The following is a 15,454-nucleotide window of genomic DNA, read 5'->3' as shown; positions in this document are numbered from 1 at the left end:
GTTTTGGTAGGCGATAAACAGGAGAAACGGGCAACACAAATGGTTGCCCGTTGAAGAATTTATTTAATGAATGTAGGTTTGATGAGATTTTCAAACGTAAATACCTCATCCCACTTTTCCTGGGTAACCCATTTCTTTTCTTTTACAGCCAGATCGTGAACCGATTTTCCGGTTTGCAATGCTTCCCTGGCAATAGTTGCACTCTTCTCATACCCAATAATCGGATTCAGCTGAGTAACGATACCAATGCTATGCATTACCATGTCTTTGGTCCGATCTGCATTGGCAGTAATTCCAACCACACATTTATCCTTTAATGTTTTGCAGGCATTGCTCATATATGTAATTGCTGTAAAGAGCGCAAAAGCAATTACAGGCTCCATTACGTTTAGTTGCAACTGTCCGGCTTCTGCAGCCATGGTAACTGTTAAATCTGCTCCTATCACGTAGAAAGCAGTTTGATTCACCACTTCAGGAATAACCGGATTTACCTTTCCTGGCATGATAGAAGATCCAGGTTGCATTGGAGGCAGATTAATTTCGTTTAACCCTGTACGGGGGCCAGACGATAGTAATCTCAAATCATTACATATTTTTGAAATCTTAACAGCAGTACGTTTCAGAACACCGGATAACTGCACATAAGCACCGGTATCATAAGTTGCCTCAATTAGATCTCCTGCCAGTAGTAAATCAAGCCCTGTAATTTCTTTGAGATATTTGGTTACTAACTCGGCATAACCTTCAGGAGCATTTACACCAGTACCAATAGCGGTAGCACCCATGTTGATTTCGGAAATCAATTTTTTACTTTCTTCAACACGGGCAATTTCTTCATGTATATTGGTATAAAAAGCATTAAACTCATCTCCCATACTCATTGGTACAGCATCCTGCAATTGAGTACGGCCCATTTTTAATACATCCTTCAGTTCTCTGCCTTTAGCTGCAAAAGCTTCTCCTAAATCTTTTAGGGTATCAGAGTAGATAGTAAGCTTATTGATAAGAGAGATTCTGAAAGCTGTAGGATAAGCATCATTAGTAGATTGAGAGCAATTGACATCGTTATTGGGATGGCAAAACTCGTACTGACCTTTTTGTTTTCCCATCATCTCAAGAGCTACATTGGCAATCACTTCATTGGCATTCATGTTAATTGAAGTTCCTGCACCACCCTGAATAAGATCTGTCAGGAATTGATCATTAAACTCACCTGCAATTACTCTGTCACATGCTTTAATGATATATTCAGCTTTGGTTTTATCTAAAACACCCAAATCTCTGTTAGCCATTGCAGCACCTTTTTTCACATACCCCAAGCCCTGAACGAACAGTGGTTCCACTCTCATAGGTATACCTGTAATATGAAAGTTTTCAAGTGCACGTAAAGTCTGAATACCATAATAGACGTCCTGTGGTATTTCTTTTTCTCCCAGGAAATCATGCTCGATTCTCTTTGCCATATTTAAAAGTAATTTAGGCTTGAAAGTTAAACGCTTTTAAAACAATGAAACGAACTGAATTGTTTTAATTTCAGACTTTTATTATTAAGCAATTACATCTGGCTATGAGGTATAGGTTTTTAGTACATTGTTACTTGTTCTTGTTATTAGGAAGCAGCACTATTTCAGCACAACATCTGCAACCCCATTTCGATCCGCATGAATATAGTACCCTGTTAAAGCTGGCAGAACGAATGGGAGATACCCCGTGGACGAAGGTAAAAAACCAGCTCCCTCCCGATTACCAGTTAGTTTACCGCTCTCCCGAAGTTGGCTTATTAAATCGTTGGGATTTGTGGGTATATCAGCAGCATACTGGCATAATAGTTATCAGAGGTACCAACGGAACCAATACTTCCTGGCTGGAGAACTTCTATGCTGGGATGATTCCGGCAAAAGGTACGGTAGTGTTAAATGATAGTACCCGTGTACCCTACCAGGTAGCCAGAGATAGTGCAGCATTTGTGCATGCCGGATGGATGCTGGCCGTAGCGGCAATGGGGCCAGGAATGGTGAATAAAATAAATGAGTACTACCAGCAAGGAATACACGATTTTATCATTTTTGGGCATAGCCAGGGAGGGGCCATCAGTTTTCTGATGCGTTCCTATCTGGCTTACAATGAGCAGGTACCAAAAGATATCACCTTTAAGACTTACGCGAGTGCGGCTCCCAAACCTGGAAATTTACAATATGCCTATGATTTTGATTTTATTACCAGGGGTGGATGGGGTCTGCGGGTTGTTAATTCAACAGATTGGGTTCCTGAAACACCTTTTTCAATACAAACCACCAGTGATTTTGTACCCATCAACCCATTTTCAAATGTAAAAGGGATTTTGAAAAAGCAGAAGCTTCCTGTGCGAAGTGTATTAAGCTATATGTATGGCAGACTAGACCGGCCTGCTAAACGGGCTGCCAGGCGGATGCAAAGGACATTGGGAAATCTTGCCTATAAGCGAGTACGTAAGATACTGCCGGAATATAAAAGACCAGATTTTGTAAAAAGCCATAGTTATACTCCGGCAGGTGTTCCAGTTATTTTATACCCTGTAGAGGGTTATAATAAGATGTTCCCATTTGATGGGAAAAATATCTTCATTCATCACTCCCTTACGGCATACCGTTGGGAGTTAGAGCAGATTTATGGAATATCCACCAATTAGTCGTTGCTGCTTTTTTCACCAATAAACCAGTGTTCCTTCTCTTTAAACAACACGTTGAAGGTGGTCAGAGAGCCATAAATACGGGTAATATATTGTTGCAGATTGATTTTATCTTCATCGCTCAGCCCTTTGTGGCTATTGATGTTTTGCTCCAGCACCCTAAGCCGGTCGCGCAACATCACGATTTTATGAAAGAAGGTTTCAATCGGTAGTTCTTTAGCCTTTAGGGTATTGTCGCCCGGCTGAAGTACTAAATTGCCATTTTTCCAGCGGTCGCCAAGTGGTACGACTTCTGTGATACCACCCCAGAGGCGTAAGATTTTGAGGATGGAAGTTTCGATTTCAGAAGAGGTTTCTACTTCGGGTGTAACATTTTCGGCTACTAATACTTCAAATAAAGGATCTGTTTTATCAATCATTTTGATACCATGATCCATAAAGGTTACACGATATTGAGCATATTTAACAGCGATAATAACACCGGGGCCGAAATGTGCATGTTGCACACGTGAACCAACTCCTAAGTAAAGTTCTTCCATTTTTTTTCTTCAAACTTAAGGAGATTTTTTGTGAAAAACTTACTCCTCCACCCACATGCCTGTACGTTTTGCCAGCTCAATCTTTTCCAGGCCATGTTTTGTCATCAGGCCTGTTGCCATCATTCGTTCTGCCCTTTCTATATTAGGTTTGCTCCATTTGCTTTTGGCTTTACGTGGAGTAAATGTCAGATAGAAGCTTTCGTCATTCCTTTTTTTGGCTTTACTATCTATCCATCCGAAGCATAATGCTTCTTCAGTGGCATCGATCAGGGAGATGCAGGGTACTTTACTTTTTTTGTGATATTGAATCAGCCATACACCAACTTCCGTTTGAGAGTTTTCGTCCAGCCACTTCCGCCATTCTTCCCTTGAAGTGGCGTATACAGCTTGTCTTCCGTCCATTGTTTCCATAACTATAAGGCTGCTTTTTGTTTTAATATTTCCAGATAATGTGGGTTAGTCATGATTCCTATGATATTGCTGAAAGGGTCTGTTAGAGCAGCGGTAGCAAATCCGCTACCTTCCTGGCCACGTTGAGTAATAGGTTCAAATTCCTTAGCACCCAATGCTATCAGTTTGTCGAAAGTTGCCTGGATGTCATCTACATGCCAGTAAGTGACTGCACCGCCTGGTTCAGTTGATCTGGCTGCGGGAGCGTATTTGCTGTCAATTATACCCAACTCGTGCTGGTAATCGCCCAGGCGGAATTCGAAATAGCCTGGCATGTCGAAATACGGAGCCATACCTAGAAATTCGGAGTACCATTTCTTTGCGGCCGCGTGATCTTCGGCATAAAATGTAATAGTTGCAATTCCCCGTAATACTGATGCTTGTGCCATTGGATAGTTTTATATAGGTTTAATGATAAAACAAATGTAGAACGGGGGTTTGACAACCCTATGTCAGTAGGGTTAATAAATATTTTGATGTAGCTGGAAAGACTATACGAAGCGCTAATAGTATGATGGTTGGAGGCAGGGGATTGAGAGGTATAAACGAAGAAAGACAACAGGATCATCAAAAGGTCTGTGAAGGCATAAACGAAGAATGGCTACACCGGAAAAGTGGATTATCAAAAGTTGTGAAGAGCCTGAGAAGGCATAAACGCAAAATTGCCATAGAAATGGTATATATCAAAAGTAAATAAAGGGTTTGAGGGGAAGAATAGGTTTACCAGGAGCACCTAATTAAAGAGGGCCTGTCTCAAGGATTTTTGAGACAGGCCCTTTAATATTATTTTGATGAATTGTTTTACTCTTTTACTTTATTCAGGAAGTAAGAAAGTTTAAAGAGCAATTCATCCTGTAAGCCGGCCCTAAGTTTTGCTTCATCATCGGTAATGCCTAAACGACGTAACCTTTGATAGTATACATATGAACCACCGATCAGTTCCAGGCATTCCTGGATCTTACGTTTTACTTCAGCATCTTTGGTTCTTTTTTCGAACTCTTTCTTGGAAAGGATTTTATCGACGAAGTAGAAGTTGTCTTTATCTTCTATCCATTTCTTACCTTCTCTATGCTGTGGTTTATATACTTCGAGATAACAGTTATCCAGTTTAAGTACATCGCCGAATTCTGCGCGGATATCGATTACCATTGGCTTTTCAACATTTGGAGTAGCCAATCTTTTCTTGATATGATTACTGATTTCCAAACCTAGCTCATCACTGCTCATGAGGATCTGGTTTAGTTCAGAAAACTCAAGGCTGATGGTAATACGGGCATAGCCTCTGCCACTTTTAATTTTACCAAAAAGGCTGGGGGTAGTATTTTCATCAAAGATGATATCTTCTACCTGAACCTTGGTAATAGTTTTATAGTTGGGAGTATATCCTTCTTCTAATGGTGTAGCACGTTTATTAACAAGCCTGGAGGCTGTTTGCTTATGTACGTACTGGATAAAATCATCCACAAACCGTAACTCCTGTTTCTTCAACTTGGTGTAGAGTTCATGCGTGGCGTGGTTATGCATTTTACTCAGTAAAGCCAGATCATTCCAGCTATCGAAGTGCTGCATTTTCTTAAGCTCATCGAGCACATCATTGGCTGTCATATTGCGACGATAGAATAATTCGCCAATGAGAAAAAGCGCATAGTCCTGCACGGGGTATCCAAGCTCTGGTAACACATCGTAAGGGCTCCTTTTCTGTTCCTTAGCACTCTCCAACAAATCGATGTCAGAGATCACCGGTGACAGCAAGTACTTACGGGCAGCGGTACGCAGTTTTTTACTGACGTAATCCAGCAGCTGTTCGTTTACGTGTGCATGATGCACGAAATCATGTAAGATCTGTACAAAACGCCTTGAGGTCGGTAACCCAAATTGTGATAAAATATCAGTCTCCATGTCCAGCACATCCTCAAAACCAGGCTCCTCCTTTCCAGGCTTCACCCGCTGATCCATTTGTTGGTAACGCTGATAATACTCCTGTAACTTCAGTTTTAGCTGATCCATAACACATTATACAATTAAAAAATTCTTAACACTATATATCAACAATCAAATAAAAACGAAAGGGAATTTGTTAATTTTTCTAATCTGGTTAACATCTCCTGTCTAAACACCCACACAATGTTTAAATACCAACATTGTACCGATGTTATTACACAACATTCAGTCTGAAAATCAATAAGTTAGTAAATTGGGAATGGAATGGGAAAGTGTGCAAAGATAACTATTTTTTGGGTCTGCTCCAACCGCTCATGTAATTCAATCTAAAAAATTTCATTGCATAAAAATCAATAATTATATAAGAATTTCTAAAAATAATTACCGGCGTTTCGATCCTAATAAATTCATAATGTATAACCTATTGAAAAAAAATTTTGAGAAGTATTTGGAATTTAAATTCCGATTCCCTTATCTTTGCACTCCCTTAAACAAATAAACGGTGGTTGTAGCTCAGTTGGTTAGAGCATCAGATTGTGGTTCTGAGGGTCGAGGGTTCGAAACCCTTCAATCACCCTAAAGGACATCTCTTGAGAGATGTCCTTTTTTTATTCCCGGAATTCATCCTTTTCACGGCGCCGACTGTTCATAATTAATTATACTCTATAAAAGCAAAAGAGGCTGCTCAATATTGAGAACAGCCCCATTTTGCTTAGGATTGGCGAAAGTTAGCATCTTACTATGCCTGACGCTTCAGCACCAGGTTGATCATTAATTCAAGCAGATCTTCATTTCCTCCATCTATACGGAAGTTAGAAAAGATAATTCTGCCCTGCTGATCCAGCAGGAAATTTACAGGCGCTGCTCCCCTGTTATTGAGGTTACCCTTGTTGCGGCCTTCCACATCTTCGAGCGGAGTAAAACTATAACCACTTCCTTTCAGGAAAGGAAGCACATAGTCGTTCTGCCCCGAAACGATGTTGATACCTACATAATCAACAGCTTGTCCTTTAAACTTTCTGATTACATTTTCGAAGTGAGGGAACTCACCTCTGCAAGGCCCGCAACCCGGGAACCAGTAGGTCAACAAAACAACTTTGCCTTTGTAATCGGCTATTGCTGATGGTTGGTTTGTGAAGTAATTTCTCAGACTAAATTCTGTTGCCTGTTTGGAAGAATCCTGTAGTACCTGCCAGGTATCCTTAGCTACCTGGTCTGCACTTTTACCTAGCTCTTTTCCGTAAGCCAATAATCCTTCATATAATTTTACAGCAGGAATTTTTTGGAATTGAACCCTTAGGCTATCATAAGCCGCAGCTTTATTTGTAAGCGCATATGCCTGTGTCTTTAATAAAACAACATCTTCTCTGGAACTGGTGTACCATGGCATATTTACGCCTTTTAATTGCTCCAACGCAGCCGCACCTTTACCTTCAGCAATCAGACTTTTAGCCAGTGCATATGAAGCGGCATTTGCTGTATTTCTCAGCCAGTTCTGATTATCATCGGAACCTTTTGTTGCCATGTCAGCAGCCAGTGTCATTGCTTTAACCGGATCAGTACTAATTAACAGGTGATAATAACTGCTCATTCCACTGGATGACCAGTTGAATTTAGCAGGATCGTAGCTGTTCTTCAGTAATTCAAATATTTTAATTTTATAGTCGTTTCCTTTTCCTCTGGCTGCAAGCCAATAAAGAGCCTGCGCACCACGCTCACTATCCGGGAATCTTTTTGCCACATCCAGGATCATCGCTTCATGTTTTGCCGGATCGCTCTCTCTCATACTTTCTGCATAATAAAAAGCATAGCCGCCATTTTTAGGATCTGCTTCCGTTGCACGACGCAGATATTCTACTCCCTGTGTAAACTGTCCCCAGCGTTGAGCATCTATCCATAAACCTTCCCAGGCTTCCGCATACTTAGGATCTATTGCTACTACTTTATCCAGATATGGCTTTGCTTTAGGGCTTTCCTCATCTAGATAGGCATTAGCGATAGCAAAAGGTACATGAGGGTTCTTTGGGAACATCTTCATCCACTTCTGATATTGTGCTACTACAGCCGGATTATCTGCGCCTCCTCCCTTAATATATTCTTCATGGAAGCTCAAACTGTCCGGACTTGCCTGAACTGCCGCTGCAAGCTTCTTCAGCTCTGCTGCGCTTACCTGTGGCTTATCGTGTTTTTTCTGACTGAATACATAGCCAGGAAGCAAAATGCTACCGGCTACTATTATTGAAAAGATTTTATTCATAAAAATGGATTGAAATTAGTTAATAAGGGTTTTGCGCAATTTGTCCGTTACTTGAATTGATTTCAACAGTATTAATAGGTACAAGCATCCTCTTACTGTCGAGCGTATACGTTTTTGGCGTATTAACATCTGTACCGGTTGCTGTAACATTATAGAAGTCTCTCGTTACTGTGATCTCATCTCCTGTATAGTCATTCACACTTAGACGTCGGATGTCGTACCAGCGCATAGAAAAAGGAAATTCACGTCTTCTTTCTGCCAGTACCTGGCGTATAGCTTCATCCTTTCCATTAGCAGCAAGCGGTACATAAGTACTCATACGCTTGACACGCAGAAGATTTGCAGCCTCCATAGCGCCGGCTACATCACCTAAACGAGCCAATGCTTCCGCTTTATTAAGCAACACTTCACCACGGGTAAAACCTGCCGGAATGTAATATCCGGTATTGAAATGAATATAACGTGCAGTCATTGGCGTTACAATAGAAAATTCGCGTCCTCCATTCTGAATGAATAACAATTTATAACGCATATCATTACCCGCATCGTAGCTATTCATTAAAGCCGCACTTGGCGCATACCAGGATCTGTTTTGGGTAAAACGGCTGTAATACATTTCCTGCCAAAACAGAAAGAGTGTTGAATTCCAGGTATACAGTTCACAATATTGCAAAGTAGCAGCCGGATTACTGAAGTTCCTTGTTATCCCGGCTTTGATTGTATTGAAATCTACCAACTTAACACTATTTGAGCCCAACGCCAGGTCGGCCTGTTCAACTGCCTTTGCGTAATCGCCAATAAACAGATAGTACCTGCTTTTGAATGCTGCTATAGCTTTTTTACTAACTCGCCATGCCCTTCTCGGATCTACATCTTCATAAGTAACCTTTTCTGCCTCCGCAATGTCGGACAGGATAAAATCGTAGGTTTCTTTAAGTGTGGCGCGTTTAAGCGACTCGGTATACTCAATGGTTTTCTTTAGCGGTAACCCTAATTCATTGAGGTTTTTAGCCGAATAAGGAGCGCAATAAAAATTAGCCATTGCCCAATATGACATAGCTCTGATAAAATAAGCATCTGCCTTTACTCTTGCTCTGGTAGCATCATCGCCACTTACCTTATCTATATTTTTCAGGATCAGATTTGCAGTGAAGATCTTTTTATATTCACCTGTCCAGAAATCATCCGATGCCATATCAGCTACTCCATCCTTACTGAAAACATAGTACTGAAGTGTATTTGCTGAAAATGCTCCCGGATTGAGCTTATATGCTTCCTTTGTGATTTCATAATCATCACTGGAAAAACAAGCTGTCTGGTTATTCTCATAGGCAAACAGCGGAGCATTATCTACCAAAGCTTCCAGCTGAGATACCGTTTGTATACTTACTTCTTTATTAGGCTCTTCTGCCAGGTATTTTTTACAACTGACCAGTGTCATCGCTCCGGCGATTATCCATACTGTTTTTTTCATCTTCATCATCATTTCAGTTTAGAATTGAAGGTTAACACCAATTGTATATGATTGAACTGGTCTGTTTGTTCCTGGCAGCCAGTCTGGGTTATAGCCATTTTTATTGGCTGCCCAAATCAATCCCAGATCTCTGGTTTGAATAAATGCTTTTGCGTTATTCAGGTGGGCCGACTTAGCTATTTTGCGGGAAAGCGCATATTCCAGTGTCAGTTCCTTACATTCTATGTAAGAAGAACTTTCAACCAGTGAGCTTAAGTTTGGAGAATATCTATCCCACAGATACAACTTAGGTTCATTAGGCAATGCAAATCCCGGAATCGTTGGATCGCCATCCAATACATCCTTTACCCATCTGTTTACAAGAGTTTTTCCAAATCCTATAGTAGACGCGTAATCGAAGGTCTGATTACGGTATACACCACCCATTTTACCAACAAAAATAGCAGTGAGGGTAAAGTTTTGTACCTGAACTGTATTTACCCAACCAAGCGTATGAGGTGGTGTGCTGGTTCCTTCATAATTCAGATATGGCAAGCCCAGTGATGTATTGTAAAGGGAAACATCATTGAAAGAATAAGGTACTCCTTTCGGACCTGCTACCTGTGGAACACCATCTTTCATTCCCATATAGGTAAATGAGTATATAGAATTCACTGGCCGGCCTTCCACAAATGCCCCACTCAGTATCTGATAGGTATAGCTTAATGGATTATACAGGCTGGTAATCCGGTTCCGGTTATAAGCATAGTTAATAGTAGTTGTATAACGTATAGGCGTATTAGGTATTTCTACACTGGTACCGAAGGAAACCTCAATACCTCTGTTTACAATTCCAGCATTGTTAAATCGCTGGCTTTTAGTTCCGGTAGCTGCGGGGAGGGCGATTTCACCGATAATTCCTTCACCTACTTTATTATAGACATCTACAGATCCAAAAAGCTTATTTCCCAATAAGGCATAATCGATACCCAGGTTAGTGGTGGTTGTTTTTTCCCAGCGCAAGCTAGGATTACCGTTGTTGGCAACAGTAGCTGTGATGGTTCCTGTGCTGGCATTGATACTGTTACCTACAGATAGTAATGCCTGAGTAGAAGTTGATCTTTCAACATTACCATTTTTACCATAGGTAAGTCGAAGTTCCAATCTATCTATCTTCTTTATATCTGATAAAAATGATTCTTCCTTCGCATTCCATTTAGCACCTACCGACCAGAGTGGAGACCAACGCAATTTTGGATTATCGGTAATAAAGTTGGAGGCATCACTACGAACGCTTCCGGAAATAGAATATTTATAATTATAAGTATAGGAAGCATTTCCATAGAAAGACACATACTTATCTTTCTGCCATTGAAATACGGTATTACCACCAGAGATAACAGTAGGATATCCTGTAAAATCTGTTAATGGAGATAAAGAACCGCCATAGCCATAAGGAGGCACTGTAGCCTGAAGTTTATCTGAATAATAACCATAAACATATGGGTTACCAACTATGTTGGTGGTATACTCCGAGATTTCCATACCAGCGATTGCTGCGATTGCATGCTTGCGATTGATGGTCTTATCGAAGTTCAGTTGATTACGAAACAGGAAGCTTTCCAGATCATTACGGCTCACCGGTTTATTATTGATGGTCCTTGGACGCAGGATTCCACCTTTAGGGATAAACGATCTTCCAACCTTTTCTGTAGTAGTATTATACTCGGTCATTGAATTCACCAGGCTACGTACATAGAAGGTAGATTCATCGTAATAATCTGCATAGTCGGATTTGTTTCGCTCATATTGAAAACGGGAATCGAAAGTTAATCCTTTGAGCAAACGAAGCTTCAGTCCAGCCTGTATTCTGGCGTTCATACTTTCATTCATCAGCTTTCTGCCACGAACTTCTCTAAGCAGGTTATAGGACCAATCGCTATATGGAAACTTGTCATAAGGTATCAGACTAAGCTGTTCCCTGTTGTAAGTATTCAGGTTCACGCTGTAAGTTCCATTAGGGTTTAGCAGGGTTTCATATGGCGACAGATCGGAGAGTTCACTTAGTGAAGCTCCGCTGCTTTCTGTTTTTTTATATTGAAGATTAGCCCCCAGGGTAAACTCCGCAAACTTAGTTAGCTTAAAATCGTTTTGGAGATTGAGATTATATCTTTCATACCCATTTTTGATGAAGTTGCCCTTATTGTTTTCATACATTACGGAAGCATAAGTCTTAGACCTTTCACCACCTCCGCGTATGCTAACGTTATACTGATTGAGCATACCACGCTGCATCAACAGATCTCTTATCTGTTTGCGGTTATTTATTTTGCTAAGGCTATCCAACCCTGAGTTCATCGCTTTTTCGCTGATCAGTCCATCGCGATTTGCATATAACAATTCCTGTGCAAGGGTAAGCGAATTAGTTACATCGTCGAAACCTCCGGCATAAGGATAGAATACCCAATTGTTTTTATAAGCCAGTTTTTCATAGGCAACCATATCGGCAGAATTGGCTGTAATAAGCAGCTGATCCAGGTCCGCCATTTTGGAGATACGGGTAAATGCATTGACATCCACCTGTAATTTGCCTGCGCTTTTCGACTTTTTGGTAGTGATTACAATAACCCCGTTAGCAGATCTGGCGCCCCAGATAGAAGCGGCGGCAGCATCTTTCAGTACAGTAACAGATTCCACATCGTTTGGATTGATGTCTGAAAAGTTGCTGGAAGAAATTGGGAAACCGTCGACCACCACCAGCGGTCTGCGATCGCCATATAAGGAGGTATTACCACGAATCAGCATATCCATGCTGCCATCTTCATTCTCCTTGGTTTGCATTCCGGCAATTAATCCTTGTAAGGCGCTGGAAAGATTAGAGGTAGGACGACGGCTCAGTACATCATTGCTTACAGTAGTAAATGCACCGGTAGCTCTTTCTCTGGAAATAGTTTGGTAACCGGTTACCATTACCTGACCTAAAGAGGAGGCAATAGGTTCCATGCGAACAGAAACCGGGCGGCCATCAGTTTTTACTTCCAGTTGTTTGTATCCCACAAAGCTGATAATGATGGTTGCATCAGCAGGAGCATTGCGGAGGATAAATTCACCATTTCCATTAGTGGAAGTTGAACCAGCACCACCTTTAACACGGATAGTAGCACCGGGGAGCGGATTTCCCTGTTCATCCAGAATTTTACCGGTAACTGTACTCGCAATAGCTTCAGGTAAAAGGATGGTTACTTTTCGTGAGAAAATAATGTCATTCCCATCAATACGATAATTCAAAGGTTGATCTTTCATCACTGAACTGAGAAATTCGTTCAGAGGTTGATTTTCGGCATAAACAGTAATTGGTTTTGTATCAGACAGTAAATCCTGATTATAAAAAACGACATAGCCAGTCTGTTTTTTAATTACAGAAAAGATACTTTTCATAGATACATTGTTGCCGGAAAAATTGATCGACTGACTGTAACCCATAGCCTGGGCACTCATAAAAGCGGCGGTCAGAAAAAAGGAAGCGGTTAGTTTCATGACTAACAAAGTTTTGGTTGAAGGCTTCCGGAATTTCACTCTATGTGCCAGCCCATAGCGGCCAGACATAGCTTTCCCTCGCCACATCGCAGATTTTTGCATAAATTGCATTGTGTGGTTGATAAATAATTGACATCTCAAGCGTCAGAAAAAGTCGACCATTCATAGGCCGGGGTGGTGCAAACACCTACGGCCTTTTTTAGTCGACATCTGATAAAAAGCTAAATACTAAACATGATATCCTCCTTTGGTTTTAGGTAAGTTATGAGCAAAGAAATCTTTGCCGGCTACCTGCCGGAATCGCGTTCTGTAAGTAATAAATGAATTAGTTGCCTCCTATGGCAATACAATCAGCTTTCTGCCTTCCAGACGGAAGTGTACCTCAGAATCTTTTAATGCTGAAATGATGTTGTCCAGACTTTTATTTCTGCTTAATGCTCCGCCAAAGCGTATATTTTTTGCATTCTCTTCATAAACAACCTCAATATCATACCATCGTTGCAGCTCGTCTAAAACCTGGTGCAATGAAGCACCCTCGAAATTAAAATACCCTTTTTTCCAGGCCAATGTTCTATCAGTATCTACCTGATTGATGACTGTAATGTTGGTGGTTAGTCTGGATTCCTGTCCGGGTTTCAGTATTACCGGATTAATATTTTTGTCATTTGCCGAAATTTTTATTGCTCCTTCCAGCAAGGTGGTGCTGATCTGAGCAGAGTCATAAGCATTTATATTAAAACTAGTTCCCAATACTTGTACGATAGCTCTGTTGGCAGTAACTTCAAACGGTTGCTGCGGGTTTTGAGCTACTTCAAAATAAGCTTCTCCAATTACTTTTACCTTTCGTGTTGCTCCGGTAAAAGCAGTCGGATAAGTGATAGAACTCGCAGCATTCAGCCATACCCGGGTGCCATCAGCAAGTTTTACCTGAAACTGTCTGCCCCGGGGGGTAGACAAAATATTCAGACTGCCGGCATCTCCGGATGTTGAGTTATATACCAGTTCATCCCCTGATTTATTAACAGAAGCCCCTTGCAGGATAGTTTGATTACCCAGGCTATCTACTTCTACAACAGATCCATCTGCCAGCGTAAGCGTAACAGCACCTGCCGCAGGCATAATAACATTTTGTGCAACAACCGGAGTTGGCACTCTGGTGTTGGTCCTGTACTGATATAAATATCTGCCGGCAACCGCTAATACAGCAATAGCAGCTGCATATTTCAGCAGCTGATACCTGGAGTGTCGGACAACCTTAAATGCAGGTTTAACCTTTGCATATGCTATCTCCAGTTGTTGGTTGCTGCTGGGAATACCAGTATAAGGTTCCTCTAGCGCTTTTCTCCAAAGCTTATCTATTTCAGCAGCAGGATAATTATTTTTCAGATGGTCCTCCAATTCATGCAGTTCCTGTTGGCTGATCTTATCATCCAGGTATTTCTGAAATAAAACTTCGAAGTCATTTTCCTTCATGGTGGCTAAGATTTCAACTTCTATCAATACAATGACGCAGTAACAGGAAAAAGGAGAACATAAAATCTGAAAAAATTTTTATCCCCGTAAAAAAGCAGCTGAAAGACAGAACAATAAAGGTCCTCCACGCTCCTGAATATATTTTCTCAGGGCAGCAAGTGCACGAACCATATAAACTTTAGACGACATAGGCGTAATATTTAATGCCTGGGCTATAGCCTCATGACGCATACCTTGTAAACGGGCCATTGTAAAAACCTGTTTCAGCTGAGGTTGCAGGCTTTCAATTGCCTCTTCCAATAAATATTGCAGTTCTTTATTCTCGAGGAGATATTGAGGAGTAGCCTCCGTGTAGCCGGCATAATCCTCCAGGTAACTGGCATTATCTTCACTAAACACCTTATTACGGAGAGAATCATGAATAAGATTCCGTGAAATAGTAAATAAAAAAGCCGGAAAGTTTTGTACCTGCTGCATTTGAGATCTCTTTGCCCAGACCCTTGCAAAGGTTTCCTGAGCAATATCAGTGGCCAGCTCCGTAGATTTGGTTAACCTTACGGCAGCATGGTGCAGTTGATCCCAGTAATGATAAAATAATTCCTGAAATGCAGACTCCTGGCCCTCCGACAATTGCCGAAGTAATTCTTTTTCATTTACTAAATGTTCCATACATAACAGCCTCTACACTCAAAAATGGTTGGTTGGTCGAAGGACTAAAGTAATAAAAAAAGGAGTGTTTAAAAAGGATGGGGATAATTCGTGCTGTGGATTAGTATTTGTTTTAGGTTGGAGTAAGCTGATTGGAATGCTTCATTTTCTGAAGGAAACCCTATGCTATTAGGCTAAGACGAAGAATGTTGATTGAATATTGAATTCTATTTAAAGGACTGGTTTCATTTGCCGTAGACAGGGCAGGGGTAAACCCTGCCCCTACAGGATTTCATCGAAACTATATTTTCATCTGGTAGATATATTTCATGTTAAACGTCAATCCAATAATTTCATTTCTGTAAAGAAACAATTCTACAATAGAATAACTGTAATTCGCTGAAACCCTGTAGGGGCAGGGTTTACCCCTGCCCAACCTACGGTAAAGGAAATACATATCTCACTTAAAAACAATAAAATCAGAAGCC

At 40.9% G+C, this 15,454-nt stretch carries 11 protein-coding genes and 1 tRNA gene; 2 read left to right on the top strand and 10 right to left on the bottom strand.

Annotated elements, in window-relative coordinates; genetic code table 11:
- Positions 1-59: 59 nt before the first annotated feature.
- Positions 60-1,463 (bottom strand): aspartate ammonia-lyase, encoded by a 1,404-nt coding sequence (aspA, locus tag DVR12_RS00500; protein ID WP_116973498.1) that lies wholly within the window; start codon positions 1,461-1,463, stop codon positions 60-62.
- A 134-nt stretch (positions 1,464-1,597) separates the two neighbouring features.
- On the opposite strand from aspA, the gene DVR12_RS00495 reads away from it, so the two are divergent.
- A complete protein-coding gene (locus tag DVR12_RS00495; RefSeq protein ID WP_158563171.1) occupies positions 1,598-2,668 on the top strand; it encodes a lipase family protein in 1,071 nt (356 codons plus the stop codon).
- Here the strand turns inward: DVR12_RS00495 and DVR12_RS00490 are convergent.
- The 4 genes from DVR12_RS00490 to DVR12_RS00470 form a co-directional block, all read right to left on the bottom strand.
- Entirely contained in the window at positions 2,665-3,207 is a 543-nt protein-coding gene (locus DVR12_RS00490; RefSeq protein ID WP_116973496.1) for a hypothetical protein, read from the bottom strand. The genes DVR12_RS00495 and DVR12_RS00490 overlap by 4 nt on opposite strands.
- A gap of 39 nt (positions 3,208-3,246) precedes the next feature.
- On the bottom strand, positions 3,247-3,618 hold the full coding sequence (locus DVR12_RS00485; RefSeq protein ID WP_116973495.1) for a YdeI/OmpD-associated family protein: 372 nt from the start codon (positions 3,616-3,618) through the stop codon (positions 3,247-3,249).
- Positions 3,619-3,620: 2 nt separating this feature from the next.
- Positions 3,621-4,046, bottom strand: a complete 426-nt coding sequence (locus DVR12_RS00480; protein ID WP_116973494.1) for a VOC family protein — start codon at positions 4,044-4,046, stop codon at positions 3,621-3,623.
- 412 nt (positions 4,047-4,458) lie between these two features.
- On the bottom strand, positions 4,459-5,664 hold the full coding sequence (locus DVR12_RS00470) for a hypothetical protein (RefSeq protein ID WP_116973492.1): 1,206 nt from the start codon (positions 5,662-5,664) through the stop codon (positions 4,459-4,461).
- Positions 5,665-6,100: 436 nt separating this feature from the next.
- On the opposite strand from DVR12_RS00470, the gene DVR12_RS00465 reads away from it, so the two are divergent.
- Positions 6,101-6,174 (top strand) — tRNA-His (locus DVR12_RS00465).
- 163 nt (positions 6,175-6,337) lie between these two features.
- On the opposite strand, the gene DVR12_RS00460 is transcribed toward DVR12_RS00465, so the two are convergent.
- From DVR12_RS00460 to DVR12_RS00440, 5 genes are all read right to left on the bottom strand, one after another.
- Positions 6,338-7,855, bottom strand: a complete 1,518-nt coding sequence (locus DVR12_RS00460; protein WP_116973491.1) for a redoxin domain-containing protein — start codon at positions 7,853-7,855, stop codon at positions 6,338-6,340.
- Positions 7,856-7,874: 19 nt separating this feature from the next.
- Positions 7,875-9,329, bottom strand: coding sequence for a RagB/SusD family nutrient uptake outer membrane protein (locus DVR12_RS00455; protein WP_158563170.1), 1,455 nt, complete (start codon positions 9,327-9,329; stop codon positions 7,875-7,877).
- 18 nt (positions 9,330-9,347) lie between these two features.
- Positions 9,348-12,947, bottom strand: a complete 3,600-nt coding sequence (locus DVR12_RS00450) for a SusC/RagA family TonB-linked outer membrane protein (RefSeq protein WP_158563169.1) — start codon at positions 12,945-12,947, stop codon at positions 9,348-9,350.
- 234 nt (positions 12,948-13,181) lie between these two features.
- On the bottom strand, positions 13,182-14,318 hold the full coding sequence (locus DVR12_RS00445) for a FecR family protein (protein WP_116973488.1): 1,137 nt from the start codon (positions 14,316-14,318) through the stop codon (positions 13,182-13,184).
- A gap of 78 nt (positions 14,319-14,396) precedes the next feature.
- Positions 14,397-14,987: an RNA polymerase sigma factor gene (locus DVR12_RS00440; protein WP_116973487.1), complete on the bottom strand. Its 591-nt coding sequence runs from the start codon at positions 14,985-14,987 to the stop codon at positions 14,397-14,399.
- Positions 14,988-15,454 lie beyond the last annotated feature (467 nt).

Origin of the sequence: Chitinophaga silvatica (genome assembly GCF_003419895.1) — a bacterium.
In the GTDB taxonomy this organism is placed as follows: Bacteria; Bacteroidota; Bacteroidia; order Chitinophagales; family Chitinophagaceae; genus Chitinophaga; species Chitinophaga silvatica.
Note: the sequence above shows the minus strand (reverse complement) of the source record. Positions and strands in the feature narration are given on the sequence as shown.

Coding starts and splice junctions, on each gene's coding strand:
- aspA (WP_116973498.1), bottom strand. CDS start 1,463: ATGGCAAAGAGAATCGAGCATGATTTCCTGGGAGAAAAAGAAATACCA.
- DVR12_RS00490 (WP_116973496.1), bottom strand. CDS start 3,207: ATGGAAGAACTTTACTTAGGAGTTGGTTCACGTGTGCAACATGCACAT.
- DVR12_RS00485 (WP_116973495.1), bottom strand. CDS start 3,618: ATGGAAACAATGGACGGAAGACAAGCTGTATACGCCACTTCAAGGGAA.
- DVR12_RS00480 (WP_116973494.1), bottom strand. CDS start 4,046: ATGGCACAAGCATCAGTATTACGGGGAATTGCAACTATTACATTTTAT.
- DVR12_RS00470 (WP_116973492.1), bottom strand. CDS start 5,664: ATGGATCAGCTAAAACTGAAGTTACAGGAGTATTATCAGCGTTACCAA.
- DVR12_RS00460 (WP_116973491.1), bottom strand. CDS start 7,855: ATGAATAAAATCTTTTCAATAATAGTAGCCGGTAGCATTTTGCTTCCT.
- DVR12_RS00455 (WP_158563170.1), bottom strand. CDS start 9,329: ATGAAAAAAACAGTATGGATAATCGCCGGAGCGATGACACTGGTCAGT.
- DVR12_RS00450 (WP_158563169.1), bottom strand. CDS start 12,947: ATGCAAAAATCTGCGATGTGGCGAGGGAAAGCTATGTCTGGCCGCTAT.
- DVR12_RS00445 (WP_116973488.1), bottom strand. CDS start 14,318: ATGAAGGAAAATGACTTCGAAGTTTTATTTCAGAAATACCTGGATGAT.
- DVR12_RS00440 (WP_116973487.1), bottom strand. CDS start 14,987: ATGGAACATTTAGTAAATGAAAAAGAATTACTTCGGCAATTGTCGGAG.